Origin of the sequence: Pseudomonas palleroniana (assembly GCF_003031675.1) — a bacterium.
Classification (GTDB): domain Bacteria; phylum Pseudomonadota; class Gammaproteobacteria; order Pseudomonadales; family Pseudomonadaceae; genus Aquipseudomonas; species Aquipseudomonas palleroniana.
In genome coordinates, this window is record NZ_PYWX01000017.1 from 104,023 (window position 1) to 130,834 (window position 26,812).

General features: G+C 60.5%; 19 protein-coding genes. 9 read left to right on the forward strand and 10 right to left on the reverse strand.

What is annotated here, in order from left to right; translation table 11 throughout:
- Nucleotides 1–51 precede the first annotated feature (51 nt).
- The gene (locus C9383_RS06020) at nt 52–1,581 is read left to right on the forward strand and encodes an MFS transporter (RefSeq protein ID WP_090370543.1); all 1,530 of its coding nucleotides are present in this window, start codon (nt 52–54) and stop codon (nt 1,579–1,581) included.
- A gap of 306 nt (nt 1,582–1,887) precedes the next feature.
- Here the strand turns inward: C9383_RS06020 and sohB are convergent, their stop codons facing one another.
- Nucleotides 1,888–2,913, reverse strand: coding sequence for a protease SohB (sohB, locus tag C9383_RS06025; protein WP_060752545.1), 1,026 nt, complete (start codon nt 2,911–2,913; stop codon nt 1,888–1,890).
- A 204-nt stretch (nt 2,914–3,117) separates the two neighbouring features.
- On the opposite strand from sohB, the gene C9383_RS06030 reads away from it, so the two are divergent.
- The gene (locus tag C9383_RS06030; RefSeq protein ID WP_090370542.1) at nt 3,118–3,828 is read left to right on the forward strand and encodes a histidine phosphatase family protein; all 711 of its coding nucleotides are present in this window, start codon (nt 3,118–3,120) and stop codon (nt 3,826–3,828) included.
- A gap of 55 nt (nt 3,829–3,883) precedes the next feature.
- Nucleotides 3,884–4,198 carry an SCP2 sterol-binding domain-containing protein gene (locus C9383_RS06035; RefSeq protein ID WP_003215671.1) on the forward strand — a complete coding sequence of 105 codons (315 nt, stop codon included), beginning with the start codon at nt 3,884–3,886 and terminating at the stop codon, nt 4,196–4,198.
- Between the two features lie 47 nt (nt 4,199–4,245).
- On the opposite strand, the gene C9383_RS06040 is transcribed toward C9383_RS06035, so the two are convergent.
- On the reverse strand, nt 4,246–6,885 hold the full coding sequence (locus C9383_RS06040) for an MGH1-like glycoside hydrolase domain-containing protein (protein WP_090370540.1): 2,640 nt from the start codon (nt 6,883–6,885) through the stop codon (nt 4,246–4,248).
- Between the two features lie 134 nt (nt 6,886–7,019).
- Nucleotides 7,020–8,429 (reverse strand): OprD family outer membrane porin, encoded by a 1,410-nt coding sequence (locus tag C9383_RS06045; RefSeq protein WP_060752542.1) that lies wholly within the window; start codon nt 8,427–8,429, stop codon nt 7,020–7,022.
- 297 nt (nt 8,430–8,726) lie between these two features.
- Between C9383_RS06045 and hglS the strand changes: the two genes are divergently transcribed.
- From hglS to solA, 5 genes are all read left to right on the forward strand, one after another.
- The gene (gene hglS / locus C9383_RS06050) at nt 8,727–10,103 is read left to right on the forward strand and encodes a 2-oxoadipate dioxygenase/decarboxylase HglS (protein WP_090370536.1); all 1,377 of its coding nucleotides are present in this window, start codon (nt 8,727–8,729) and stop codon (nt 10,101–10,103) included.
- 210 nt (nt 10,104–10,313) lie between these two features.
- On the forward strand, nt 10,314–11,117 hold the full coding sequence (locus tag C9383_RS06055) for a pyrroline-5-carboxylate reductase family protein (RefSeq protein WP_159438937.1): 804 nt from the start codon (nt 10,314–10,316) through the stop codon (nt 11,115–11,117).
- A gap of 2 nt (nt 11,118–11,119) precedes the next feature.
- Nucleotides 11,120–11,977: a methyltransferase gene (locus tag C9383_RS06060; RefSeq protein ID WP_090370532.1), complete on the forward strand. Its 858-nt coding sequence runs from the start codon at nt 11,120–11,122 to the stop codon at nt 11,975–11,977.
- Nucleotides 11,978–11,983: 6 nt separating this feature from the next.
- On the forward strand, nt 11,984–12,877 hold the full coding sequence (locus tag C9383_RS27975) for an EamA family transporter (protein WP_143038208.1): 894 nt from the start codon (nt 11,984–11,986) through the stop codon (nt 12,875–12,877).
- 12 nt (nt 12,878–12,889) lie between these two features.
- Complete coding sequence (gene solA, locus C9383_RS06065) at nt 12,890–14,059, forward strand: N-methyl-L-tryptophan oxidase (RefSeq protein WP_090370530.1); 1,170 nt, start codon at nt 12,890–12,892, stop codon at nt 14,057–14,059.
- 132 nt (nt 14,060–14,191) lie between these two features.
- Here the strand turns inward: solA and C9383_RS06070 are convergent, their stop codons facing one another.
- Nucleotides 14,192–14,416, reverse strand: a complete 225-nt coding sequence (locus C9383_RS06070) for an HP1242/YdcH family protein (RefSeq protein WP_060752759.1) — start codon at nt 14,414–14,416, stop codon at nt 14,192–14,194.
- Between the two features lie 175 nt (nt 14,417–14,591).
- On the opposite strand from C9383_RS06070, the gene tkt reads away from it, so the two are divergent.
- Nucleotides 14,592–16,646 carry a transketolase gene (gene tkt / locus C9383_RS06075; protein ID WP_090370528.1) on the forward strand — a complete coding sequence of 685 codons (2,055 nt, stop codon included), beginning with the start codon at nt 14,592–14,594 and terminating at the stop codon, nt 16,644–16,646.
- Nucleotides 16,647–16,756: 110 nt separating this feature from the next.
- Here tkt and uvrA read toward each other — a convergent pair whose 3' ends face one another.
- The 6 genes from uvrA to lexA form a co-directional block, all read right to left on the reverse strand.
- Nucleotides 16,757–19,270 carry an excinuclease ABC subunit UvrA gene (gene uvrA / locus C9383_RS06080; RefSeq protein WP_090370525.1) on the reverse strand — a complete coding sequence of 838 codons (2,514 nt, stop codon included), beginning with the start codon at nt 19,268–19,270 and terminating at the stop codon, nt 16,757–16,759.
- A complete protein-coding gene (locus C9383_RS06085; protein ID WP_060752538.1) occupies nt 19,267–20,979 on the reverse strand; it encodes an ATP-binding protein in 1,713 nt (570 codons plus the stop codon). The genes uvrA and C9383_RS06085 overlap by 4 nt, the downstream gene beginning before the upstream one ends.
- Before the next feature lie 109 nt (nt 20,980–21,088).
- A complete protein-coding gene (locus C9383_RS06090) occupies nt 21,089–24,160 on the reverse strand; it encodes an error-prone DNA polymerase (RefSeq protein ID WP_090370524.1) in 3,072 nt (1,023 codons plus the stop codon).
- Nucleotides 24,157–25,569 carry a Y-family DNA polymerase gene (locus C9383_RS06095; protein WP_090370522.1) on the reverse strand — a complete coding sequence of 471 codons (1,413 nt, stop codon included), beginning with the start codon at nt 25,567–25,569 and terminating at the stop codon, nt 24,157–24,159. Before C9383_RS06095 ends, C9383_RS06090 begins: the two co-directional genes overlap by 4 nt.
- Nucleotides 25,570–25,576: 7 nt before the next feature.
- Complete coding sequence (gene imuA, locus C9383_RS06100) at nt 25,577–26,191, reverse strand: translesion DNA synthesis-associated protein ImuA (protein ID WP_060752535.1); 615 nt, start codon at nt 26,189–26,191, stop codon at nt 25,577–25,579.
- A complete protein-coding gene (lexA, locus tag C9383_RS06105) occupies nt 26,191–26,808 on the reverse strand; it encodes a transcriptional repressor LexA (RefSeq protein WP_090370520.1) in 618 nt (205 codons plus the stop codon). Before lexA ends, imuA begins: the two co-directional genes overlap by 1 nt.
- Nucleotides 26,809–26,812: the final 4 nt, after the last annotated feature.

Sequence of the window (26,812 nt, forward strand, 5' to 3'; positions counted from 1 at the left end):
CGCGATGCCCGTCAATTGTCTTTTCAGGATTGCCTGCAAGGTAATTCAACCATGAACCCGGCCAGCCCACGCCTGACGCTGCTGACCGCCTCCGGTGTCTGTTCGTTGATCGTGCTGGATACCAATATCGTCGCGGTGACATTGCCAAGCATCGCCCGCGACCTGGGCGCCAATTTTGCCGATATCGAATGGGTGGTCAGCGCCTATATGCTCGCCTTCGCTGCCTTGTTACTGCCGGCCGGCAGCATTGCCGATCGCTTTGGCCGCAAGAAATCGCTGATCTGGGGGTTGAGCATTTTCATCCTGGCATCCCTGGGCTGTGGTGCTGCGCCGAACGCGTTGTTGCTCGATATCGCCCGTGCCGTCAAAGGGGTCGGCGCGGCCTTGCTGTTGACCTCGGCACTGGCCTCCATCGGCCACACCTTCCACGATGAAGTGGAACGTGCCAAAGCCTGGGCGTTCTGGGGCGCCTGCATGGGCGTGGCGATGACCGCCGCGCCGACCCTGGGCGGCCTGATTACCCACTATCTGGGCTGGCGCTGGATCTTCTACCTCAACCTGCCCGTGGGCCTGATGCTGATGAGCCTGGTGCTGCGCGCAATTCCTGAATCACGCGACACCCAGTCGGCACGCCTCGACCCATGGGGCAGCCTGGCCTTCAGCGCAAGCTTGCTGTGCCTGATCTGGGGCTTGATCGAGGCCAATCGCATTGGCTGGGACAACCCGCTGACCTACGCCCGCCTGGTCGGTGGTGCGCTGTTGCTGGGTGTGTTTGTGCTCGTCGAACGCCTACAACAACGGCCCATGGTGGATTTGCAACTGTTGCGCCACCCGCGCTTTATCGGCGCACTGTTGGGAATGTTTGCCTACGCCGGTTGCGCCCAGGTGATGATGACGCTGCTGCCGTTCTACCTGCAAAACGGCTTGGGCTTTTCCGCGATTGCCTCGGGGCTGGGCATGCTGCCGTTTGCTTTGACCATGCTCATCTGCCCCCGGATCGGCGCCCGCCTGGCTGGACGCTTTGCACCCGCGACGATGATGGCCGCCGGCTTGACCCTGGTGGGCTGCGGCAACCTGCTGAGCGCCTGGGCCGTGAACGTCGGCGGCTATCTGCCCTTCGCCCTGGCGATTGCCGTCACCGGCGCCGGTGCGGGGCTGCTCAATGGCGATACACAGAAAAACATCATGGCCTGCGTGCCACGCGACCGCGCCGGAATGGCGTCGGGCATGAGCACCACCATGCGTTTCAGCGCGATCATGCTGGCCATCGGCGTGTATGGGGCGTTGTTAAGCAACCATAGCGAGCGGTTGCTCAGTGCGAGTCTTGACGCTCAGTGGCAGGCCCAGGTGGCGGCTATTGCATCGCGCGTCGTGGCCGGGGATATGCCGGCGGCGATGGGCTTGTTGCCGCCATCGGCACGGGCAGGCGTGCAACCGCTGGCGCAACAGGCGTTTGTGGGTGGGTTCGGCGGGGTATTGTGGGTGGCCGGATTGTTGGGGTTGCTCGGGGCGGTGGTAGTGGGGATCTTGATGCGCAAGCCCATTCCGGCAGCCACCCCATCGCCACTGCCGACCCGCTGATTTCAACAGCACACAACAAATGTGTGAGGGGGCTTGCGCTAATGCCAGTCAGTTAAGAGAACCTGCCGCAACCAAACTCTGTAGTGAGCGGGCTTGCCCCGCGCTGGGTGGCGAAGCCGCCCCAACAAAGACGCCGCGGTATTTCAGCAGGACCGGGGTGCCTGGGTTTGGGGCGGCTGCGCCACCCAGCGCGGGGCAAGCCCGCTCACTACAGATGATGTTTTCTACATCACCATTTAACTGACAGGCATTAGGGCTTGCCCCCTCCCACAAGGGATCAGCTACAAGCTACAGGTCCAGCATCGGTTACCAGAACCGCTGCTGGGTCAGCCGGTTCCACCAGGTCAGCAACACGCGGTCAACCGAGCCGCTGGCGGCCAGGCCCACACGTTCCTGCAGGCTTTTACGCTCGGCATAGTGCAGGTGGAACACTTCGGCAGTCTTGGCCTTGTTCGCCAGGTATTCGTCGCTGGTCTGCAGTTCATCGACCAGTTGTTTGTCGAGGGCGGCAACCCCCAACCACACTTCGCCGGTCGCCACGTCGTCGATCGCCAGCTGTGGGCGGTAGCGTGAGACGAAGTTCTTGAACAACTGATGGGTGATGTCCAGGTCCTCCTGGAACTTCTCGCGGCCCTTCTCGGTGTTTTCGCCAAACACCGTCAAGGTGCGCTTGTACTCACCGGCCGTCAGCACTTCGAAGTCGATATCGTGCTTCTTGAGCAGGCGATTGACGTTCGGCAGTTGCGCCACCACGCCAATGGAGCCGAGGATTGCGAACGGTGCGCTGATGATCTTCTCGCCGATGCACGCCATCATATAGCCGCCGCTGGCCGCCACTTTGTCGATGCACACGGTCAACGGCACGCCCGCCTGGCGGATACGCGCCAGTTGCGATGACGCCAGGCCATAGCTGTGCACCATGCCGCCGCCGCTTTCCAGGCGCAGCACCACTTCGTCCTTGGGCGTGGCCAGGCTCAGCAACGCGGTGATTTCATTGCGCAGGCTCTCGGTGGCAGAGGCCTTGATATCACCGTCGAAATCCAGCACGAACACCCGCGGCTTGGCCTCGGGTTTCTTCTTGCTGTTTTTCTTTTCGGTTTTGCTTTCGGCTTTGCGCAGGGCCTTGAGCTGCTCTTTGTCGAGCAGGCTCGACTCCAGGCGCTCACGCAGGCCCTTGTAGAAATCGTTGAGTTTGCTGACCTGCAATTGGCCGGCGGACTTGCGACGGCCTTTGTTGCGCAGCGCCGCGAAACTGATCAGTACCACCAGGATGGCGACCACCAGGGTGACGGTCTTTGCCAGGAAACTCGCGTATTCAGCCAGAAAATCCATGTCGCTCCTTATAAGGACAATTTAAATGGATGTGCGCCAGGCGCAGATGCCCCAGCATACCGGCGGCACCGCCTTCGGACCAGTGCTCAAACCGCCAGCAATGCCCCTCTAACGCGCTTTTAAAACAAGCGTATGTTTTTTCATTGACAGCTCGCGGGCATCCTCATAACCTCGCCAGACTTTCAACGTACCGGGAAAACGGACGTGGGCAGCATCTACCTGATTCGACATGGCCAAGCCTCCTTCGGTGCAGACGACTACGACGTGCTGTCGCCCGTCGGTGTGGAGCAAGCGCAAGTGCTCGGTCGCCACCTGGCCGACCTCGGCCTGGCATTCGACCGTTGCATCGCCGGCGACCTGCGTCGCCAGCAGCACACCGCCCGCGCTACCTTCGATCAGTACACGGCTCTGGGCCTCGCGGTGCCACCGCTTGAAGTCGACAGTGCCTTCAACGAGTTCGACGCCGAGGCGATCATCCGCGCCCTGCTGCCCGACCTGCTCGGCACCGAGCCCCACGCCCTGGAGATCCTGCGCAATGCTGCGCAGAACCGCAGCGAATTCCAGCGCATTTTCGCGCTGATCATCGAGCGCTGGCTGGCCGGCACCTATGACCCGCCCGGGCTGGAAAGTTGGCTGGGGTTTGTCGAGCGCGTCCAGGGTGGCCTGCAGCGCATCCTCGAGGCGGCCGACAACACCCACAAGATCGCCGTGTTTACCTCCGGCGGCACCATCACCGCCCTGCTCCACCTGATTACCCGGATGCCTGCCGCCCAGGCCTTCGAACTGAACTGGCAAATTGTTAACACCTCGCTCAACCAGCTGAAATTCCGCGGTCGCGAGGTGGCACTGGCTTCCTTCAACAGTCATACCCACTTGCAATTGTTGAAGGCGCCGCAGCTCATCACTTTCCGATGAATTGCGGCCAACCGTGACCCCAAGGTCACTGGACTCACCCTAAAGGATCGAAACCATGACTGACGTAGCTAAAGCCGTAGAAGCAATGAAAGCCAAATTCAACCCAGCTGCCGCCGACGGCCTGGACCTGGTCTTCGGTTTCCGTATCGATGACACCCAGAACTTCTCGCTGGTGGTTAAAAACAACACCTGCGAACTGCTGGAAGGCGAAAACCCGGACGCCCAAGTGACCCTGGTCATGGACGGCGAGACCATGAAAGGCATCGTCGACGGCTCCACCGACGGCATGCAGGCGTTCATGGGCGGCAAACTGCGCACTGAAGGCGACATGATGTTGGCCATGAAGCTGAGCGAACTGTTCCCAGCCTGAGTGCACTGAAACTCCAATGGTGGGAGGGGGCTTGCTCCCTCCTACATTCAACTGCGGTTCGGCTGTAGCAACAACGCCACTAACGCACTCCATCCCGTTTGATGGGATGCGCCCAACCCCCGTCCTGTTTCCCCATGGAAATACTCATGGAACAACACCAGATCCCGGCTGGCCGGATCTGCCTCCAACTGCGCATACCCCGCCATCGAAGGCCGCAGGCCATTTTCATCGCGCAGGAATAAACCCGTCAGACGCTGGCTCAGGCTGTCGGCGACTTCCTCCAGGGAAGACAGATAACCACTCCCCGTCGGGTACTCCACCGAAAAATTATCCGCGTAGTAACGATGAAACTCGCGCAGCGACTCAATCAGCATGTAGTTCACCGGCATCCACAGCGGCCCCCGCCAGTTGGAGTTGCCGCCGTAAAGGCGTGAGTCGGATTCAGCAGGCTGGTAGCGCGCACACAGGGTGTCGCCATTCATTTTCAGCGCCAACGGCTGCTCGGCAAATGCCTTGGACAGAGAGCGCACGCCATACGCCGAAAGGAACTCATCGCCCTCCAACATGCGCCGCAGCAGGTCCTTGGTGCGCTCGCCGCGCAACAGCGCCAACAACAGGCGATTGCCCTGCCCCGGTTCGTTCCAGCGTGACACCAGCTTGGCCAGGTCTGGCCGGTGCTTCATGAACCCCAACAGACGTTCACGCAAGCCCGGCAAGCCTTCGTGCTCACGCTGCTCCAGCACCAGCACTGCAAACAGCGGCATCAGGCCGACGATGGAACGCAGGCGCACCGGTTCATTCTGGCCGTCGGGGCGGTGCAGCACGTCGTAGAAAAACCGGTCCTGCTCATCCCACAAGCCTTCGGCACTGTCGTCGACGCGATTGATCGCGCCGGCGATATACAGGAAGTGCTCGAAAAACTTCACGGCGATGTCCACGTACACCGCGTTGCGCTTGGCCAGCTCCAGGCCGATGCGCATCAGGTCCAGGGCATAGGCGGCCACCCAGGCCGTGCCGTCGGCCTGATCCAACTGGTAACCCGGCGGCAGCGCCGCCGAGCGGTCGAACAACGCAATGTTGTCCAGGCCGAGGAAGCCGCCCTGGAACAGGTTGCGCCCTTCGGCGTCCTTGCGGTTGACCCACCAGGAAAAATTCAACAGCAGCTTGTGGAATATCCGCTCAAGAAAGTCCATGTCGCCCACGCCGTTGAGCGCTTTGTCCTGCTGATACACCCGCCAGCTGGCCCAGGCGCGTACCGGCGGGTTGGCGTCGTCAAAACGCCATTCATAGGCCGGCAATTGGCCGTTGGGGTGCATGAAGCGGTCTTTCACCAGCAACAGCAGCTGTTGCTTGGCATACCCTGGGTCGATCAGTGCGATCGCCACCGCCTGGAAGCCCTGGTCCCAGGAGGCGTACCACGGGTATTCCCAAGTATCGGGCATGGTCAGGATGTCGAAGTTGGACAGGTGCCGCCAATGGGTATTGCGGATATGCAGGCGCTCGGGCGGCGGCGCGGGCTGGGCCGGGTCGCCGTCGAGCCATTGGTTCACGTCAAAATAATAGAGTTGCTTGGACCACAGCAGGCCGGCCAGTGCCTGGCGTTGCACATTACGCGCATCCTCATCGGCAATACCCTGCTGCAAGGCCGCGTAGAAATCATCCGCCTCCTGGCGACGCTGCTCGAAGAGCTTGCGCGCATTCAGCTCAGGCGCATCGGTGGGGGCAAACCGCAGGTACAGGGTCTTGCTTTCCAGGCCCGCCAGTTCAAGGACAAAGCGCGCCGCGACCTTGGTGCCGCGGTCGCGGCGAATCGCCGATTGCACCGCACCCACCACGTAATCGTTGATGCCATCCTTGAACGGCCCCAAGGCTGCCAGCCCATCCAGCTTGGGGAAGTTGGTCTCGTTTTCGCAAAACAGCCATTCGACACCCTCCTGCCCCCACGCGCTGAGATGGCGATCGGGCAGCTCAGGGTGACGGGCCAGCACCTGCTCGCCGCTGAGGGTCAGGCTTGGCTTGGGCGCGTCGTAGGTCCAGCTCCAGTCATTGCGCGCCCAGAGCTGGGGCAGTACTTGCAAGCGCGTCGGTTGGTCCGAGCGGTTGTGCACGGTGATGCGCATGCAGATATCGTCGGGTTGATGCTTGGCGTATTCGACACTGACATCGCAGTAGCGGTTGTCTTCGAATACCCCAGTGTCGAGCACTTCATACTCGGCGGCGTCCAGACCGCGCCGGGCGTTTTCGTTGAGCAAATCTTCATAGGGAAAGGCGGCATGCGGGTATTTGTAGAGCATGCGCATGTAGGCATGGCTGGGCACGCCGTCGACGAAGAAATACAGCTCCTTGACGTCTTCACCGTGGTTGCCCTCGGCATTGTTCAGGCCGAACAGGCGCTCCTTGATGATCGCGTCGCGCTCGTTCCACAGGGCCAGGCCCAGGCACCAGCGTTGCGCCTTGTCACTGAAACCGGCCAGGCCGTCTTCACCCCAGCGATAGGCCCGGCTGCGGGCGTGCTCGTGGGGAAAGTAGGCCCAGGCGTCGCCGTCGGCACTGTAGTCTTCGCGCACGGTGCCCCATTGGCGTTCACTCAGATAAGGCCCCCATTCGCGCCAGCGCTCGGCGTCTTGAGCCGCCAGGCGCCGGCCTTCCAGGGTTTCAAGGATGTGGGTTGCGGGCTTGGCCGTCATCGAGTCCTCCATCACTGACACAGTGAGGGGCAGTGTAGAGCCCCGCCGTGCCCGGATGCACATGAAGTCTCATTTTATGAGCGCCAAAAAAAACGGCCGCTGATTCAGCGGCCGCTTGTTATCCCGGCGCGTTCTTAGAAGATCGCGTAGGTGTAGTTGAAGATCAGGCGCGTCTGGTCCTGATCCGGCGTGCCGGTGTTGTGGCCGTGGTAAGTACCGGTGCGCAACGTAGTACCGAAGCCCTTGAGCGGCCCTTCCTGCACGACGTAGTCGAGACGGAAGTCGGTTTCGTTTTCTTTCTGGTCGGAACCGCCGGCCACTTTGGACTTGATGCCGGTACCGTCCAGGTAGGCCACGGACGCTCTCAGGCCAGGTACGAAAGCCTTGAAGTCATAAGAGTACTGACCGAAGTTGACCTGCTCACCGGCACGGGAGAACTGGCCGACCACGGCGTCGGTGAACAGGTAGAAGTCGCTGCCGCCCGCGCCTTGCGGGTTAGGGTCGGCAAGGCTGCCCTGATTGACCCAGACGAAGCCACCGTCATCGCTCACACCGATATGGCCAAGCATCAGGCTGCTGCCGCCCAACTGGTAGGTGAACGCAGCGCTGTAGGTTTTGTTGTCCACTTCGCCGGCGTGCTTGGCGTAGCCGCCGTTGTTGTTGAACGCGTAGCCGGACTCGCCGTTTTTACCGTCGCTGCTGCTGTCGAAGTAGCGCAGGTCCGTCTTGAACGATTGATCGTTGCCCAGCGGCAACACGTGGACCAGGCCGAAATAGTTCTGTTTGTAGAAGTTTTCCAGGTTGGCGTAGTAGTACTGCAACGTCAGGTTTTTAGCGATGGCGTTGTCGGAGGAGCCAAACGGCTTGTAATCAAACCCGCCGAATTTGAAGCTGTCGCTGTCACGGGTACCACCGGCCACGCTCAGCCCGGTGGAGTTGCTCGACGCACGGCCTTCGGCCTTGTTCAACTCACCGGCGGTGATACTCACGTTCGGGATGTCGTTGGAAGTGAGGATGCCGCCATCAAAGGTCTGCGGCGCCACGCGGCTGTCGTTCGAGACCAGGATCGGCAACACCGGCGCCAGGCCGCCACCCACATGCAGCTCGGTCTGGGAAATGCGGAACTTCACATTGCCGGCGGCACGGCTGAAAGAGTCGGCCGGTTCGGTACCGTTGTTCTTGGTCGGGAAGAAGCTGTTGCCGTTACCCGCCAGGCCCGGGCCTGCGGTGTGACCATCGCCACCGTCCAGGCGCAACGCACCAAAGGCCATCACGTCGAAACCGACGCCGAGGGTGCCTTGGGTGTAGCCGGATTTATAGTCAAAACGCAGGGCGGTCGCGGTTTCGCGCAAATCGTTGTTGGTTCCCGAGCGGTTATCGGCGCTGTAGTACATGGTCCGCGAACTGACGGAAGCATGGCTGTCTTCAAGAAAACCGCTGTGACCGTTGCCTGTACCCAGAGAACCCAGCCCAAAACCATCGGCGCTCGCTTGCTGTGCGAGCACGGCGGCGGTGACGGCTAACGCCAGTGTCGAAATTTTCATTAATGACGGCCCCTAAATCTATTTTTATGTGTGCGGTGTTTAGAACAGCTTTCATCCCTACAAACGTGACGATTGTTTCATGACGCCCTGGGCGCACCTCGTGAAGAATTTGTTAGGAAAGTCGGGGAAAAATGAAATTTCGCAGAGCATGGTTTTTGTCATATTTGCGTCATGTCATTCATTCGCAGAATGAAGTCCTGAAGATTCTTCGTTTGCGCGCCGGCACCCAGCCCAACAAAATCCAGACACAGGCCGCGTCATTGCATGTCCCTCTCTCTAGTGTTCAGGAATTTTTTTATGCCCAGCGCCGCGTATGTCAGCCCCGACGAGATCCGCAAAGGTTTTTCCAAGGCGATGTCGGACATGTACCGAGATGAAGTTCCGCTGTACGGCGCGTTGATGGCGCTGGTGGCCGAAACCAACAGCCGGGTGTTGAGCGCTGATCCGGGCCTGGCCCGGCAGTTGCGGCGCACTGCAGAGATCGAGCGCCTGGACATGGAGCGCCACGGTGCCATCCGCCTGGGCACCGCCGAGGAATTGGCAACCATCAGCCGCCTGTTTGCGGTGATGGGCATGCAACCGGTGGGCTACTACGACCTGACCCCCGCCGGGGTGCCGGTGCATTCAACGGCCTTTCGCGCCGTGCATGAACATTCGCTGCAGGTCAGCCCGTTTCGCGTGTTCACCTCGCTGCTACGCCTGGAACTGATCGAAAACCCCGAGCTGCGCGCCTTCGCCGAACAGGCCCTGGCCAAACGTGCGATCTTCACCCCGGGCGCACTGGCGCTGATTGCACAATCAGAACGGGACGGCGGCCTCAACGCCCAGGACGCTGATGAATTCATCCGCCAGGCCCTGGAAACCTTTCGCTGGCACCACACCGCCACCGTCACCGCTGCGCAATACCAGCAATTGAGCGACCAGCATCGCCTGATCGCCGATGTCGTGGCGTTCAAGGGCCCGCACATCAACCACCTGACACCGCGCACCCTGGATATCGACCAAGTGCAGGCCGCCATGCCTGGCAAAGGCATCACCCCCAAGGCGGTGATCGAAGGCCCACCCCGCCGTCGCTGCCCGATCCTGCTGCGCCAGACCAGCTTCAAGGCCCTCGACGAAGCCATCGCCTTCACCGATGCCCAGGGCAGCCACAGCGCACGCTTCGGCGAAATCGAACAACGCGGCGTCGCCCTGACACCCAAAGGCCGCGCCCTGTACGACCAGTTGCTGAACGCCGCCCGCGACGCGCTGGGCGCCTTCCCCAATGAAAGCAACGCTGCGCGTTATGTGGCGTTGATGGAACAACACTTCCAGGCCTTCCCCGATGATCATGCACAGATGCGTGAACAGGGCCTGGCGTACTTTCGCTACTTCGCCACCGAACAAGGCTTGACGGCACGCGGCCACGCCGATCAACCACAGACCCTGGCGGCATTGATCGCAGCCGGCCATGTGGCGGTAGAGCCGTTGGTCTATGAGGATTTCCTGCCGGTGAGTGCGGCGGGGATTTTCCAGTCGAACCTGGGGGATGCGGCGCAAAGTCACTACGCAGCCAACGCCAACCAGGCGCAGTTCGAACAGGCGCTGGGGCGTCAGACGATTGATGAATTGCAGCTGTATGGCGAGACGCAGCAGCGCTCCATCGACGAATGCCTGAAAACCCTGCTGAAATGAAATGAAGTGCCCGCCCGGCTCAGCTGCGCATTCCATGCGCTGCAAAAATCCCCAGAGCCGGCCGGTCACTCATACCCAACTACCTTCCAGCATCAGAAATGACCTACGTTGCTTTAGGAAGCTAGGGGTTTGATGTAAATCCTATTCGACATGAAGCTGAAAGCATGCAGACAACATGCGACGCTAATCGTGAGAAAGGACAATTTCATCATGACGTCAACCAACGTGGTAATTGTCGGTGCAGGTCATATGGGCTCGGCAATCGCGCTAGGCCTTAGGCGTTCCAATTCATTTCTATCGATAACTGTCATAGAATCGAACCCTATCCGTCGCAACGAAATAATCACCGCAGGTATTCCGTCTTTGGAGTGCCTTTCGGATCCTCTTCTATCAGATGTCCTAATTCTCGCAATACCACCTCAAACCTTCTTGGAATTTTCAAAAAGAACTCCTCAACTAGAGCAATATCCAGGGGTCATAATTTCGGTTATGGCAGGCATAAATATAGCCGAACTCAAATCACGCTTAAAAAACTCCAAAATATGTAGAGCAATACCCAACCTTCCCTGCGCTATCAATGAAGGTGTCACTGCTCTAATTTGTGCCCCACGGTTAAGCAAAGACAATAAAGGCCTGATCAACAACTTATTTTCCACACTCGGCACATATTTCCACGTTAAAGATGAAAATCTTATTGACGATGCTACAGCTATAATTGGTGGAGGCCCCGCCTACATCTGCTACTTTGCAACAGCGCTCATTGAATATGCACAGTCCGTCGGTTTTGAGAGCAAAAGCGCGTTTTTAATGACAACCAAAATACTACAAGGGACAGCTGCACTTTTAGAAATAAATCAAGAGCCCCCAGAAAAACTTTGCCAACAGGTCATGACACCCAAAGGAACCACAGAATTAGCGATTAACCACTTTGACAAAAAACATGTGCGCGCAACAATCATCAGCGGACTGAAGCAATCAAGCAGGCGCTCGAAAATTCTGGGCGGGAGAACCTAGAGATGCAGGGACTTATCGATCATGGAGTAGCAGGCTTGCACCACCTGAATAAAGGGCATATAGACTGCATGGACAGTAACTATAAAATTTACTTCGGATTAGGTCAACATCTAACACTCATCAACACACCTGAAGTTTTTAAGGTAAGCGTTGCAGGCATAAAACTCGGTAACTATTTAACACACACATTAGCCCCCGACATTCCCAACAGAAGTTTTTTGGATATCGGCACGGGAAGTGGCGTACATGCCCTATTGATACGCGCACTCGGCGGCCACGATATTATTGCGACAGACATTTCTGAAAAATCTATTGATCAGGCAAGGCTCCACGAACACATCAATTTCAATCAAGCTAAAATTTCTTTCCTTGTCAGCGACCTATTCAACAATATTGCAGGAAGGAAATTTCATACCATTGTCTTCAACCCTCCCGGATGGCGCACTCCCTCCCCGTCACTTCTTCAACGTTTGAAAGCCATAGAGCTTCCGGGAGAGATACCTATTGAATCAATGTTTTATGGTGAGCAGGTCATTACTCGCTTTCTTGAAGATCTTCCGCAATACCTTGAACCTACGGGCAAAGCAATCGTGGGACTTAACTCACTAGTAGGTATACGTGATGTATTGAGCAGATACAACCAACGTCACAATGGCGCACCTCCGCTAGTCTATAAATTGGCAGAGCGCCATACCTTGCCGCTTCTTTACTACTCGGCCAATTGGAAAGCGTGCAGAAAACACTTGACGAAAGAATTCGAACACTGGTCCAGCCAAGACCTAGCGACTTACTGCATCGATCATAATGGCAATATTTACTGGTCGTACGAAATTATAGAATTTTCCCTTCGCACGATATAAATCAAAATGAAAACACGTGAAGAGCTTAAACAGTCTCCAGCTTTAGCGATGCTTCTGGCTGGCTTCGCGAATTTTTTCCTCGGGCTCTCCTCATTGTACTGGCGAGAGTTTCGTGATATCTCCCCCACAACAATAGTCGCCTACAGGATAATATTATCTGCGGCCACCCTCATACTTTTTTTCACCCTATTAAAACACATGCGCCCACAAAAAATATTTAACCTTAGCTCAATCACCCTGCATTGCATCGCATCTTTTTTTGTCGCCATAAACTGGGGAGCTTTCATAGGGTCTTCCATTAATGGTTATTTCTTAGAAAGCGCAATCGGATATTTACTAGCCCCATTCATATCCATTATTGGCGGAGCAATAATATACCATGAACCACTAAATCTCAGAAAACTCACATTAACAATCATCGCTTTAGCCCTGACTGCCGTGTTAATCATTTTTAATGATAACCTAAATCACCTGACCTACCTGACAATTTCAACATCATGGGGCTTTTACACGTATATCAAAAAGAAAAGCTCACTTAACGCTATAAACGGCCTTTTTATAGAAACGCTTTTTTTGACAACAGGCTTAATAACAGCCATTTATTTATTCAGCTTTCCCGTTCCATGGCCCTCCAAGCTTCCCAGCCAATCAGGGGCGCTTATCTGGCTGGCCGGGGCAGTATCGGTCGCGCCTTTATTAATGTTCTCACATGCAACTGGCAAACTACCGCTATCGCTGACTGGATTCCTACAGTTCATATTGCCACTTACATTAACTGTCATTGGAGTTTTTTTCTACCAGGAAGTAGCATCTACCACTGCGTTAGCCTCAACCATCGCAATCATCAGCATACTTATCACACTACTCGCTTACGACACATTAAAAACTCGCTCTCCATGAAAGAGTGCCAAAATGAAAAACACATATGATGTTATTGTTATAGGTCTTGGCATTATGGGTGCTGCAGCTTTGTGGAGAGTCGCAGCGAAATGCGATCGCGCACTAGGCATTGACGCCTCTGGCCCAACTCATTGCTATGGTTCCTCGCAAGGAAGCTCCAGAATCTTTCGCCGCGCGTATTGGGAGGGCAATAAATATCTTCCTTTGCTTCAACATGCCGACTTGCTTTGGCAGGAGCTGGAACATTTGCTGCAGAAGCAAATTATATTTCGGACACGGGGGATTTTTATCGGACCGCAGTCTAGTCGCGTGGTGGCGGGAAGCATTGAAACCGCCAGGCAGGGAAGAATCGAACACGAGATATGGACCCCGTCAGAAACAAAAAACGTCTTCCCGGCATTCAGCATCCCGGAGGGAATGCAAACTGTGCACGAGCCCGGTGCCTACGCAATATCGGCGCAGGTTGCCAGATTAGGAATGTTGGATGAGGCATTGCGTAGAGGGGCCACTACTGAATTTGGCAACACTGTCGTAGACATTAAAAATCAGGGAGCAGAAGTGCTTGTGACTACTCGAAACAGTCGGTCTTATCGTGCGAGAGCGGTAGTAGTCACCACCGGCCCATGGATTGCCAGTGAGCTAATGCCTGAGCTCTATGGGCTCTTGGAACCGCGGCGGGTCCCGATCTATTGGTTCAAACCTAAAATTGACTCCGAGAAACTGTTTTCAAGGAAGCGTTTTCCGGTCTTTCTCTATGAATGCCCAAATGGAAGCATTCTTTACGGAATGCCCTCAATCGCCAGCGATGAGCCAGGTGTGAAAATTGGTTTTCACAATAGACAGCAGAGTTTCGCTAGACCGGACTGGAAGAGTTTTGCGGTGCAAGATAGTAGCGTAAAAGAAATAACTGAGGCGGTAGAAGCACTGTTTCCAAAGCTGGAGCGCTCTCCTATAAAAGAAAAAAATTGCTTTTACACGATGAGTCCTGATGAGTCGTTCTTGATCGGTAAATCTGAAGCATTGAAGTCGACTTACTTTGCGTCCGCTTGCTCAGGACACGGGTTTAAATTCGCCCCGGCTATCGGTGATGCTTTGGCCAACGTTGCTGTCGGCCAACAACCTTTTGTCTCTCTCTCATCATTTTCCGCACACCGATTCAACTCAACATCGCGTGTTTTCTAAAGGTGCCCGCCCGGCTCAGCTGCGCATTCCATGCGCTGCAAAAATCCCCAGAGCCGGGTGGACGGGGGGCATCATAGGCAGTAAGGCGCCGTCTGTCCCCCAGACAATTCTGAACAAATATTGCCTTCGTTCCTACAACATCCGTTGCACAATTTCGTCTTTGATCAACAGCCGCTTCTTCTTCAGTACCTCCACCTGTTCATCACTGGCGCTGGCCGATTCCGCTTTCAGTACCGCGTCGTCGGCGTCCTTGTACTGGTCGAACAGCGCGTCCAGGCGCTTATCACTCGCCCTACGTTGGTGAACCTCTTCCTTGCTTTTACCCAAGTCCTGAATCAGGTCGTGTTTCACTGGCATGGCGTACCTCTGCACGTTGATCAATGGCCTACGCTCTTGAAGCTAGCCCATTGCGCAGGGTCTTGTCATGTCCGGGATCAATAGGGCTCCGTTCGTCGCAAGGCGGGCGATGGGATCAAACCTTTTGCCCAGCCCTGCCCTCCACTCTAGATCGCCACCCGAGGGAGACCGGTTCATGAATCATGCTGCCACCGCTGTCGACACCCAATGCATCAACACGATTCGCACCCTGGCCATGGACGCCGTGCAGAAGGCCAATTCCGGCCACCCCGGCACGCCGATGGGCCTGGCGCCGGTGGGGTATACGTTGTGGAGTCGCTTCCTGCGTTATCACCCGCAGCAACCCGACTGGCCCAACCGTGACCGGTTTGTGTTGTCGGTGGGGCATGCGTCGATGCTGCTGTATTCGCTGCTGCACCTGGCCGGTGTGGTCGAGATCGATGCCCATGGCAAACGCTCCGGAGCGCCCGCGATCAGCCTCGACGACATCAAGCAGTTCCGGCAGATGGGCTCCAAGACCCCAGGCCATCCCGAATACCGCATGACTACCGGCGTGGAAACCACCACCGGCCCGCTCGGCCAGGGCTGTGCCAACAGCGTCGGCATGGCCATGGCCGAGCGCTGGCTGGCCAAGCGTTTCAACCGTGACGGCAAGGTGCTGTTCGACTACAACGTCTACACCCTGTGCGGTGACGGCGACATGATGGAGGGTATCAGCGGCGAAGCGGCATCGTTGGCCGGGCACCTGCAGTTGGATAACCTGTGCTGGATCTACGACAACAACACCATCAGCATCGAGGGCCACACGGAGCTGGCGTTCAGCGAAGATGTGATCCAGCGCTTCCAGGCCTATGGCTGGCACACCCTGCACGTCACCGATGCCAATGATCTGCAGGCCCTGAGTGCTGCGCTGGCAACCTTCCAGGCCAACACCGGCGCCCCGACCCTGATCGTGGTCGACAGCGTGATCGGCTATGGCTCGCCCCACAAACACAACACAGCCGCCGCCCATGGCGAGCCGCTGGGTGAAGAAGAAATCCGCCTGACCAAGGCCGCCTATGGCTGGCCACAGGACTCCAGCTTCCTGGTGCCCGATGCGGCGCGTACGGCGTTGCGCGATGCGCTGCTCGAACGCGCCGAGCCCTTGTTCAGCCAATGGAACCAGACCCTGTCCCAGCTCGACGCGCCATTGGCCGACGAACTCCAGCGCATGCGCGCCGGGGAAATGCCGGCACAATGGCAAGCCGACCTGCCGGACTTTGCGGCGGATACCAAGGGCGTCGCCAGCCGTGCCTCGGGCGGCGAGGTGCTGAACGCCTTCGCCCAGCATATCCCTTGGCTGATCGGCGGGTCGGCGGATCTGTCGCCCTCGACCAAGACCAATCTCACCTTTGATGGTGCCGGGCGTTTCAGCGCCGACGACTACAGCGGGCGCAACCTGCACTTCGGGATTCGTGAACATGCCATGGGCGCCATCGCCAACGGCATGGCCTTGTCCTACCTGCGGCCCTACACCTCGACGTTCCTGGTGTTCAGCGACTACATGAAACCGCCGATCCGCCTGGCAGCGATCATGGAGTTGCCGGTGGTGTTCGTGTTTACCCACGACTCGATCGGCGTGGGTGAGGACGGGCCAACGCACCAACCCATCGAGCACCTCACGCAGCTGCGGGCCACGCCGGGGTTGCTGACCCTGCGCCCCGGCGATGCCAATGAAACCCTGGAATTGTGGAAGGTAGCCCTGGCGCAAACCCACCGGCCCAGTTGCCTGGTGCTGTCGCGCCAGGCGTTGCCGACCCTGGACCGTACGCAGTATGCGAGCGCCTCGGGGGCGGCCAGGGGCGCCTATGTGCTGGCGGGTGCCGAGCGCCCTGAGGTGTTGCTGTTGGCGACCGGCAGTGAAGTCAGCATGGCCGTGGCGGCCTATGAACAGTTGACCGCCGAAGGGATTGCCGCGCAGGTGGTTTCAATGCCCAGTTGGGAGCTGTTTGAAGAGCAGGAACGCAGCTATCGCGACAGTGTGTTGCCGCCCGCAGTGAAGGCTCGGGTAGCGATAGAACAGGCCGGCCCCCTGGGTTGGGACCGCTATGTCGGGCAGACCGGGGCCAAAGTGGTGATGAACAGCTTCGGGGCGTCGGCGCCGCTGGCCAAGTTGCAGGAGAAGTTCGGGTTTACGGTTGAGAATGTGGTGGAGCTGGCCAGGCAGCAGATCCAACGGGCTCAACACTGAATGCGTTGATTCGCACTTGCTCTCGATGGCGGGGTTCAGTCGACACATGAAGTGACTGACAGGCCGTCATCGGGAGCAAGCCCCCTCCCACAGTTTGTCCCGCATCGGCCTCACAGTTCCCGGGCGAGGAAGGGGGCGGTGCGGCTGGCCTTGCTCTTGGCGACTTTCTGCGGCGTGCCACACGCCACCACCTTGCCGCCTTGAGCGCCCGCTCCCGGCCCGATATCGATCACCCAATCACTCTGGGCAACCACGCGCATTTCATGCTCCACCACCACCACGGTGTGGCCGGCATCCACCAGCTGATTCAACTGGCTGAGCAGGCGGTCGACGTCTCGCGGATGCAGGCCGGTGGTCGGCTCATCCAGCACATACAACGTGGCGCCCCGCGCATTGCGTTGCAGTTCGGTCGCCAGCTTGATGCGCTGCGCCTCACCGCCCGACAACTCCGTCGCCGGCTGGCCCAGGCGCAAATAGCCCAGGCCGATATCCCGCAGTACCTGCAAGGAGCGCAATATCCCCGGCTGCTCGGCGAAGACCTCGACCGCCTGCGCCACCGTCAGCCCCAGCACTTGGGCGATGTTCAAGCCCTGCCACTGGATCGCCAGAGTCTCGGGGTTGTAGCGGGCGCCATGGCACGTCGGGCACGGCGCATACACACTGGGCATGAATAACAATTCGACGCTGACAAAGCCTTCGCCTTCGCAATTCGGGCAGCGGCCCTTGGCGACGTTGAAGGAAAACTGCCCGGCATCGTAACCGCGCTTTTTCGCCGCCGGCGTGGCGGCGAACAGCTTGCGCACGTTGTCGAACAGCCCGGTGTAGGTCGCAAGGTTCGAACGCGGGGTACGGCCGATGGGTTTCTGATCCACCTGCACCAGACGGCGAAGGTGTTCCAGGCCGCTGCTGATCCGCCCGCCGCTGGCTTGCGGCGCGTCGTCTTCCAGGCTTGGTTCTTCGTCGTTCTCCAGCACGCGCCCCAGGCCCGTGCCCACCAGTTCCAGCAGCGCCTGGCTGACCAGGCTGGATTTACCCGAGCCGGAAATACCGGTCACCGCCGTGAAGCACCCCAGCGGAAACTCCACGTCCAGGTCATTGAGGTTATTGCGCGTCACCCCTTCGAGCTTCAACCAGCCCGAGGGCGCACGGTGCGGCTGCCTCGGCGGGCGCTGTTCGGCAAACAAATACTCACGGGTCTGCGACGCCTCAACGTCGGCCAAACCGGCCGGCGGGCCGCTGTACAGCACCTGCCCACCCTGCTCGCCCGCCGCCGGGCCGACGTCGATCAGCCAGTCGGCGCGGCGCATGGTTTCCAGGTCGTGCTCGACCACGAACAACGAATTGCCCGCCGCCTTCAAACGCTCCAATGCGCTGAACAACGCTTCACCATCGGCCGGGTGCAGGCCCGCCGAAGGCTCATCCAGCACATAGATCACCCCGAACAACTGCGAGCCCAATTGAGTGGCCAGGCGCAGGCGCTGCAATTCACCGGACGACAAGGTCGGCGTACTGCGCTCCAGGGACAGATAACCCAGGCCCAATTCGATCAAGGTGTTGACCCGCTCCAGCAGGTCCTGGGCGATGCGCTGCGCCGCCAGGCGCTTTTCCACCGACAGTTTCATCTTGTCCTGCCCCGCCGCCACCGGGCGCAACAGCTCGGCCAACCGGGACAACGACAACTGCGACAACTCACCGATATCCACCCCAGCAAACTTCACCGACAGCGCCGCCTGGTTCAGTCGCTTGCCTTCGCACAACGGGCACGCGCTGCCCTGCATGAATTGCGCGACGCGCTTTTTCATCAGTGCGCTTTGGGTGTGGGTGAAGGTGTGCAGGATATAACGCCTCGCACCGCTGAACGTGCCCTGGTAGCTCGGCTCCAGTTTGCGCTTGAGGGCGTCGCGGGTCTGTTCGGGGGTGAAGCCGGCATACACCGGTACGGTCGGGGTTTCTTCGGTGAACAGGATCCAGTCGCGCTGCTTTTTCGGCAGGTCGCGCCACGGAATATCGACGTCATAGCCTAGCGTCACGAGGATATCGCGCAGGTTCTGGCCCTGCCAGGCCAGCGGCCAGGATGCCACCGCACGCTGGCGCAGGGTCAACGACGGGTCAGGCACCATCAGCGCCTCGGTCACCTCATACACGCGACCCAGGCCATGGCACTCCGGGCAGGCCCCCTGGGGCAGGTTCGGCGAAAAGTCTTCGGCGTACAGCATTGGCTGGCCCGGCGGGTAGCTGCCGGCGCGGGAGTACAGCATGCGGACCAGGCTCGACAGCGTGGTTACGCTGCCCACCGATGAACGCGCACTCGGCGTGCCGCGCTGCTGTTGCAGGGCCACGGCGGGGGGCAGGCCCTCGATGCTGTCCACGTCCGGGACACCGACCTGATCGATCAGGCGCCGCGCATACGGCGCGACCGACTCGAAGTAACGGCGCTGCGCCTCGGCATACACCGTGGAAAATGCCAGCGACGACTTGCCGGAGCCGGACACCCCGGTGAACACCACCAGGGCGTCACGGGGAATGTCCACATCGACATCGCGCAGGTTGTGTTCGCGGGCGCCACGCACCCGGACGAAGCCGACCGGGGTAGAAAGCTTGGGCATGTTGCGCTGTGAGGTCATGGACAACCTTGTCGGGTAGTGAGCACCGAGCGCACCCGTTGCGTCAGGGCATCGGGGCTGTAGGGCTTGCTCAGCAAGTTGATATCCGGGCTCAGCAAATGATTGCTGGAGAGAATGTCACGGGTGTGCCCGGAGGTGAACAGCACCGGCACGGGAGGCTGCTGCACGCGGGCCCAGTCGGCCAGGTCCGTGCTTTTGACGCGGCCGGGCATCACCACATCCGTGAAAATCAGGTCCGGCCGTACACCGTCCTGCAACACCCGCATCGCCCGGTCGCCGTCCTCGGCGGTGAGTACGGTATAGCCCGCTTGCTTGAGCAACTCGACGACCGTCAGGCGCACGCCTTCATTGTCCTCCACCACCAGGATGGTCTCCTGGCCGCCGCAGTGCAGCGCCAGTTCTTCCTGTGTGTCCAGGCATTCCGGCTCCAGGCTGTGGGGGAAATACATCTGCACCGTCGAGCCCTTGCCCTCCTCGCTCCACATCTCCACGTGCCCGCCGCTTTGGCGCACGAAGCCGAACACCATGCTCAAGCCCAGCCCGGTGCCCTGGCCCTCGAGCTTGGTGGTGAAAAACGGCTCGAAGACGCGCTTGAGCACCTCCGGGCACATCCCCACGCCGGTGTCGCTGACCGCCAGGCGCACATACTCGCCCGGCTTGATGCTTTTACCGGCGCAATCGTCAGGGTTGAGGATGATGTTTTCGCCGGTGATACGAATCACGCCTTCGCCGTGCATGGCATCCCGGGCATTGATCGCGAGGTTGAGCAGCGCGTTTTCCAGCTGGTTGCGGTCGACCTTGATGCACCAGGCATCCGTGGGCATCTGCACATCGATATGAATGGTTTCACCCAACGCACGCTGCAGCAATTCGCCCAGGCCCGCATAGATGCGCTGTGGGTTGTACACCGCCGGCGACAGCGGCTGGCGACGGGCGAAGGCGAGCAGTTGCGCCGATAGCTTGGCGCCGCGCTCAACGGCCTCAATGGCTGCGTTGACCCGGCGCTGCACCTGGGCGTTATCCGGCTCATGCCGGGCCAGCAGGTGCAGGTTGCCGGCGATCACCTGCAGCAGGTTATTGAAGTCGTGGGCTACACCACCGGTCAGGCCGCCGATGGCTTCCAGCTTCTGCGACTGGCGCAGTTGATCCTCGGCAGCGGAGCGCGCCTGCACTTCAGCGGCGACGCGTTGTTCCAGATTGTGGGTGAGTTCCTGGCGCACTTGCTCGGACTTCACCAGTTCGGTGGTCTCCACCACAATCGCCAGCACGCCGGCCGGCTGCTGGTTGTCGCCGGCAACCGGGCTGTAATACAGGTCCAGCCAGACCGTCTCCGGCTTGCCATGGCGCGACAGTACCAGGTCCTTGTTGTTGAATAACAAGGTCCCGCCCGCCAGGCAGGTGTCGACCACATGCCGGTTGAAGTCGGCGACTTCCGGCCAACCCAACTCCACCGGCTTGCCCAATAGATACGGGTGGCGGCCACCGGCAAACGCCGAATAGCTGTCGTTATAGATCATGTACCCCGCCCGCCCCCACAGCATCACCATCGGCACGGGCGAGGCCAGCATCATTTGCACGTTGCAGACCAGGCTGGTGGACCACGAGTCGATGGGGCCAAGATCAGTGGTCGACCAGTCGAACGCGCGGATTCGCCGGGCCATTTCACCGGCCCAGCCTTCGCAGCCATGAGAGTTGGATAAAAAATGCATGGGTTGACTCAGTACGAAAAGAAAACATCGACCAGCGTTGGAGCGCGCCAACCCTAGATCGTTTCACTGCCTTAACGCCAGCAGGTAAATGCAACCCGTGTCACAGTCTTCAGTGAAAATCCCGGCTGCGCACATGGATCCCTTCCAGCAGCGGCGTCAGGTCGGTCAAACGTCCGGCAATCAGGTGTCGCACGTCGCCCACCGCCTCCCAGCGCCCATCCACCTTGAGCAGCCGAGAGCCCACCAGCGCCTGGCGCTGGCGCTCGGCCAAGTCACGCCAGACCACCACGTTGAGGTTACCGAACTCATCCTCCAGGGTGACGAAGGTCACGCCACTGGCCGTGCCGGGCCGCTGCCGCCCCGTGACCAGCCCGGCAATGCTCACGTTACGACCATGCTCGACCGCCAGGAGTTCATGGGAGCTGCGGCAGCGTCGCTTGCGCAATTCTTCACGCAACAGCGCCAACGGGTGCGGGCCAAGGGTGGTGCCAACGGTGGCGTAATCAGCGTGCAGGTCTTCGCCGACCGAAGGCGCCGGCAACTCCACCACCGCTTCGTCGGGGCTGGGCAGGCCGGCGAACAGGCCCAGTTGCTGCTGCACGCCCGCCACCTCCCAGCGCGCTTTGTGCCGATGCCCGGCCAACGCCCGCAAGGCCCCGGCATCCGCCAGCAAGGCCTGGGCCCGCGCATCCAGCCCGGCGCGTGCGCCCAGGTCGGCAATGTCACTGAATGCCTGGTGTTGGCGAGCGGCCTCGATACGTCGTGCGTCCTCCTCGCGAAACCCCGCGATCATGCGCAAGCCCATGCGGATTGCCGGTTGCGCGCCGTCGATAGGCTCCAGGCTGCAATCCCAGTCGCTGGCCTGGACTTCCACCGGGCGAATCTGTAACCGATGGCGCCGGGCGTCCTGCAGGATCTGGTCCGGGCTGTAGAACCCCATGGGCCAACTGTTGATCAGCGCACAGGCGAAGGCCGCCGGCTCATGGCATTTGAGCCAGCAACTGGCATAGGTCAGCAAGGCGAAACTGGCCGCGTGGGACTCGGGGAAACCATAGCTGCCAAAGCCCTTGATCTGCTCGAAAATCTGCGCGGCAAAGGCTTCGGTGTAGCCGTTCTTGAGCATGCCGTCGCGCAAGCGCTCCTGGTGCGGCTCCAGCCCGCCGTGGCGCTTCCAGGCAGCCATCGAACGGCGCAACTGGTCGGCCTCGCCGGGGCTGTAGTCGGCGGCGACCATGGCGATCTGCATCACCTGTTCCTGGAACAGCGGAATGCCCAGGGTGCGCTTCAACACCGTTTTCAATTGCGGCGACGGGTAAGTGGTGGCTTCTTCATTGTTCCGACGACGCAGGTAAGGATGCACCATGCCGCCCTGGATCGGCCCCGGCCGCACAATCGCCACCTCAATCACCAGATCATAGAAATTATTCGGCTTGAGCCTGGGCAGCATCGACATCTGCGCCCGCGATTCGATCTGGAACACGCCGATGGTATCGGCCTTGCTGATCATCGCGTAGGTCGCCGGATCTTCCTTGGGGATCGTCGCCAAGGCCAGGTCACGGCCACGGTGGCGGCGCAACAGGTCGAAACAGCGGCGGATCGCACTGAGCATGCCCAGGGCCAGAATATCCACCTTGAGCAGGCCGACCGCATCGAGGTCGTCCTTGTCCCACTGGATGATGGTGCGCTCGGCCATGGCCGCGTTTTCCACCGGCACCAGGGTGTCCAGCGGGTATTCGGAAATCACGAAGCCGCCGGGGTGCTGCGACAGATGACGGGGAAAACCGATCAGTTGCCGGGTCAGCGTCAGCACGCGGCGCAGGATCGGGCTGTGCGGGTCAAAGCCGCTTTCACGCAGGCGTTCCAGGGGCGGAGCATCGTCACTCCAGCGCCCGCAACAGTCGGCCAGGGCGTTGATCTGGTCCGGCGGCAGCCCCAGGGCCTTGGCCACGTCGCGTACCGCGCCGGCCGCGTGATAACAACTGACCACCGCCGTCAACGCCGCACGGGTGCGGCCGTAGCGTTGGAACACGTACTGCAACACCTCCTCGCGTCGGTCGTGCTCGAAGTCCACATCAATGTCCGGGGGCTCATTGCGCTCCTTGGACAGGAAGCGCTCGAACAGCATAGCCGTCAGGCTAGGGTCGATCTCGGTGATGCCCAAGGCAAAACACACGGCCGAGTTGGCCGCCGAACCCCGACCCTGGCACAGGATCGAACGGCTGCGGGCGAAGCGCACGATGTCGTGAACCGTGAGGAAATAGCTTTCATAACCCAGGGTGCCGATCACCTCCAGTTCCTTGTCGATCTGCTGCAAGGTCTTGCTATCAACCCCCTTTGGCCAGCGCCGGACAATGCCTTCTTGCGTCACGGCACGCAGCCAGGACGTTGCGTCATGCCCCTCCGGCACCAGCTCGCGTGGGTAGTGATAATGCAACTGGCCGAGGTCAAAGGTGCAACGGCGCGCAATGGCCTGGGTCTCGTCGAGCAACGCTTGCGGATACAGCGCAGCCAGGGCGTCGAGATCACGCAAGTGCCGCTCGCCATTGGGGTGCAGGCGCGTGCCGGCCTCGGCCACCGGCACGTGATGGCGGATAGCAGTCATGGTGTCTTGCAGGGCCCGACGGCCGCGCACATGCATATGCACATCACCGCAGGCCACCGCCTTGATATTCAGGCTGGCGGCCAGGTGCAGGCGTTGTTCCAGATGACGCGCATCGTCCTGGCCGCAGTGCAGGTGTACCGCCAGCCACAGGCGTTCGGCGAAGGTGTGGCGCAGCCATTGGATCGACGCCTGGGTGTCGCTGTCTTCGGCCACCCACAATGCCAGCAGGCCCGGCAACGGTTGTTCAAAATCGGCTGGCAGCAGGCGATAACCGCCCTTTGCGGCACGCCGTCGGGCCAGGGTGATCAAGCGGCACAGGTGCTGGTAGCCACTCAGGTCTTCCACCAGCAGCACCAGTTTCGGGCCGTTTTCGATGCGCACTTCGCTGCCGATAATCAACGGCAACGCCACGGCCTTTGCCGCCTGCCAGGCCCGCACGATACCTGCCAGCGTGCATTCGTCGGTGATCGCCAGGGCGCTGTAGCCCTGGCCTTTGGCGCGCTCGAACAACTCCAGCGCACTGGAGGCGCCGCGCTGGAAACTGAAGTTGGACAGGCAATGCAGCTCGGCGTAATTCATGCAAACCAACCCTGCAACCACAACCCATCGGGTTCGCCGACGGTGCGGTAGGCCCAGCCTTGCTGGCCGGCACGGGTGCGGATCAGGTAATAGTCGCGACGGATATCCGCGCCGTCCCACCAGCCGGATTCGATGCGCTCCGGGCCCATGAGGATCTGCACGCCAAGCTCGGCCAGCAGGGTCGGCTCGGCCAGCAACCAGCCGGGGCGGCGCACGTTGTCCAGGGGCTGGCACGGGTGTTTGGCCGCTGCCGCTTGCCAGGCGCATTCGGGGCGATGGTCGGCATGAAAACGCAGGCTCTGCACCGCGTCATCGCCAAGCCGCGCACGCAGGCGTTCGCGCAGTTGCTCCCAGGGCAAGGTCTGTTGCGGGCGGTCGTCGAACAGGTCCTGGCGCTGCGGCACGAATACGGGCAAGTCCTGGGCCAGCAGGCGCACGCCGCGTACCGGCGCGCTGACTTGCACCTGCTCCAGGCGCCCGCGGGCCAGTTCGAACAACATCGAAGGTTCCCGCTCGGCGCTGAGCAGGCCGACCTTGATCACGCTATCGGGTTGCTGGGCGTGTTCCAGGTGCAGGTCAAAGCGCTGCACACCACTGTCACGACCGCAGAGGAAGGCGGACAGGTCGCCGGTCAAACGGCGCAAGGGGAAGAGCAGCGCCTGGTGGGATTGCACGTCGAAATTCAATTCGATGCGTGCCTCGAACTGATCCGGCGGCTGATAGAACGCCAAGGCCAATGGCCGTTGCCCGGTGAGGGTATCCAGGTGCTTGAGCAAGCCCGCCTCGAAACGCCGCGCCAGGGTGTGCCGGGGCAACGCCTGCACCTGGGCCAGGGTGCGCAGGCCCATGCGGGACAACGCGATGGCGGCCTGCGGGTCGAGGCCGGCGCGGTCGATGGGCAGCGACGCCAGGGCCTGGCTCAAGGCGTCGTCAGTCACCGCCAGGCCATCGTAGAGATTGGCCAGTACCCGCGCCGCCGCAGGGTTGGGCGCGGCGACGATACGGTGGCGAAAACCTAACTCGTTCAGCTCCTGGCGCAAACGCGCTTCGAACTGCGGCCACGGCCCGAACAGGCCCAGGCTCGACTCGATCTCGAACAACAAGGCGCGTGGGTAGTGCAGGCTGACCTGGGAGCTGAAACAGTAGGCCCAGGCCGCGAGGAACTGCTGCCAACGCTCGATCTCGGCGGGGTCGTATTCGGCGCAGGCAAAGGACTTGGCCAGCGCATGGGCCGCCGTCAGCGATTGCCCGGGGCGCAGGCCCAAGGCACGGGCGGCAGCATTGACGGTCTGCAGCACGCGACGTTGCGGGGTACCGGCCAACAACGCGAGGGGCGCGTCCGGCTCGGGGTGCGCACGCTGCACGCCATCCAGCGCCAATTGCGGAAAGACAATACACACCCAACGCATGGCAACCTCAGTGCCCCGCCAACGCGATGGGCGCCGGATGGGCCAACCCGCCCCGGCATTTGAGCACCCGCACTTGTGCAGGCGCTGCCTCAACCGCCAGGCGCAAAGCCGCCGGCGACGCATTGACCGCCTCGCTCAAGGCACGCCAGGCAAACGCCAGGGTCTGCCCGGTTTCCGCCGCCACCTGCAAGCGGCGCAGTGCTCGGTCATCGGCCTTGCGCGGCCAGCACAGCACCGCGCCGCAACTGCCGGAGCGCAGGCATTGCTCCACCGCCCACAACGCATCGCGCTCCTCGGCCCGGATCACCGACAGCTGGCGCACATCCACCCCGGCGTTCTGCCAGGCGTGGGGGTACGGCGTGTAAGGCGGCGCGACCAACACAATTCGCTCCCCCGCCGCCGACAAGCGCGCCAGGGTCGGCAGCACCAATTGCAATTCGCCGATGCCCTCTTTGGCCATCAGGATTTCGCTCAAGGCCGACTCCGGCCAGCCGCCCGTTGGCAACACCGCATCCAGCCTCGCCAACCCCGTGGGGTGCACGCTGGCCGGTGGTGCAACGGGCCGGCCCTTCCACACGCGCCCACCATTGAACAGCGCGTCCAGGGCAACCACGGCGCCCATCAGCCTTGCCTCACCAGGCCACAGAACACCCCTTCAATGGCCAGGTCCTGGTCGGGCCCGACCACGATGGGTTGATAGGCGGGGTTGCGCGGCAGCAGGCGCACGCGCTCGCCACTGCGCTCGAAACGCTTGATGGTGACTTCGCCATCCAGCCGCGCCACGACGATTTGCCCGTTCAGCACCTCGGCACTGCGGCGCACGCCCACCAGGTCGCCGTCGAGGATGCCGTCATCGATCATCGAGTCGCCCTGCACCCGCAATAGATAATCCGGGGTTTTCGTGAAGGTGGCAGGGTCCAGTTGCAGGCGGCTGTGCACTTCGGCGTCGGCGCCGATGGGCCGGCCCGCAGCCACTCGGCCGAGCACCGGCACATCCAGCCATTCGGGGCGCGCCGGTTGGTTGAGCAGGCGAATGCCCCGCGCCTGGTTGGCGTTGACCTCGATGAACCCGGCTTCAGTCAGGGCTACCACGTGCTTGCGCGCGACGCTGCGCGAGGCGAAGCCGAACGCCTCGGCGATCTCGGCGAGGCTGGGGGGCTGACCTTGCTGCGCGATACGGTCGCGGATAAAGGTCAGGATGGCGGTACGGCGGGGAGTGAGAGTCGTCATGGAGTACATTTGT

What these genes read in the sequence shown, in the direction of transcription:
- C9383_RS06020 (WP_090370543.1), top strand. Translation starts at nt 52, where the DNA reads ATGAACCCGGCCAGCCCACGCCTGACGCTGCTGACCGCCTCCGGTGTC.
- sohB (WP_060752545.1), bottom strand. Translation starts at nt 2,913, where the DNA reads ATGGATTTTCTGGCTGAATACGCGAGTTTCCTGGCAAAGACCGTCACC.
- C9383_RS06035 (WP_003215671.1), top strand. Translation starts at nt 3,884, where the DNA reads ATGACTGACGTAGCTAAAGCCGTAGAAGCAATGAAAGCCAAATTCAAC.
- C9383_RS06040 (WP_090370540.1), bottom strand. Translation starts at nt 6,885, where the DNA reads ATGACGGCCAAGCCCGCAACCCACATCCTTGAAACCCTGGAAGGCCGG.
- C9383_RS06045 (WP_060752542.1), bottom strand. Translation starts at nt 8,429, where the DNA reads ATGAAAATTTCGACACTGGCGTTAGCCGTCACCGCCGCCGTGCTCGCA.
- hglS (WP_090370536.1), top strand. Translation starts at nt 8,727, where the DNA reads ATGCCCAGCGCCGCGTATGTCAGCCCCGACGAGATCCGCAAAGGTTTT.
- C9383_RS06055 (WP_159438937.1), top strand. Translation starts at nt 10,314, where the DNA reads ATGACGTCAACCAACGTGGTAATTGTCGGTGCAGGTCATATGGGCTCG.
- C9383_RS06060 (WP_090370532.1), top strand. Translation starts at nt 11,120, where the DNA reads ATGCAGGGACTTATCGATCATGGAGTAGCAGGCTTGCACCACCTGAAT.
- C9383_RS27975 (WP_143038208.1), top strand. Translation starts at nt 11,984, where the DNA reads ATGAAAACACGTGAAGAGCTTAAACAGTCTCCAGCTTTAGCGATGCTT.
- solA (WP_090370530.1), top strand. Translation starts at nt 12,890, where the DNA reads ATGAAAAACACATATGATGTTATTGTTATAGGTCTTGGCATTATGGGT.
- C9383_RS06070 (WP_060752759.1), bottom strand. Translation starts at nt 14,416, where the DNA reads ATGCCAGTGAAACACGACCTGATTCAGGACTTGGGTAAAAGCAAGGAA.
- tkt (WP_090370528.1), top strand. Translation starts at nt 14,592, where the DNA reads ATGAATCATGCTGCCACCGCTGTCGACACCCAATGCATCAACACGATT.
- uvrA (WP_090370525.1), bottom strand. Translation starts at nt 19,270, where the DNA reads ATGACCTCACAGCGCAACATGCCCAAGCTTTCTACCCCGGTCGGCTTC.
- C9383_RS06085 (WP_060752538.1), bottom strand. Translation starts at nt 20,979, where the DNA reads ATGCATTTTTTATCCAACTCTCATGGCTGCGAAGGCTGGGCCGGTGAA.
- C9383_RS06090 (WP_090370524.1), bottom strand. Translation starts at nt 24,160, where the DNA reads ATGAATTACGCCGAGCTGCATTGCCTGTCCAACTTCAGTTTCCAGCGC.
- C9383_RS06095 (WP_090370522.1), bottom strand. Translation starts at nt 25,569, where the DNA reads ATGCGTTGGGTGTGTATTGTCTTTCCGCAATTGGCGCTGGATGGCGTG.
- imuA (WP_060752535.1), bottom strand. Translation starts at nt 26,191, where the DNA reads ATGGGCGCCGTGGTTGCCCTGGACGCGCTGTTCAATGGTGGGCGCGTG.
- lexA (WP_090370520.1), bottom strand. Translation starts at nt 26,808, where the DNA reads ATGTACTCCATGACGACTCTCACTCCCCGCCGTACCGCCATCCTGACC.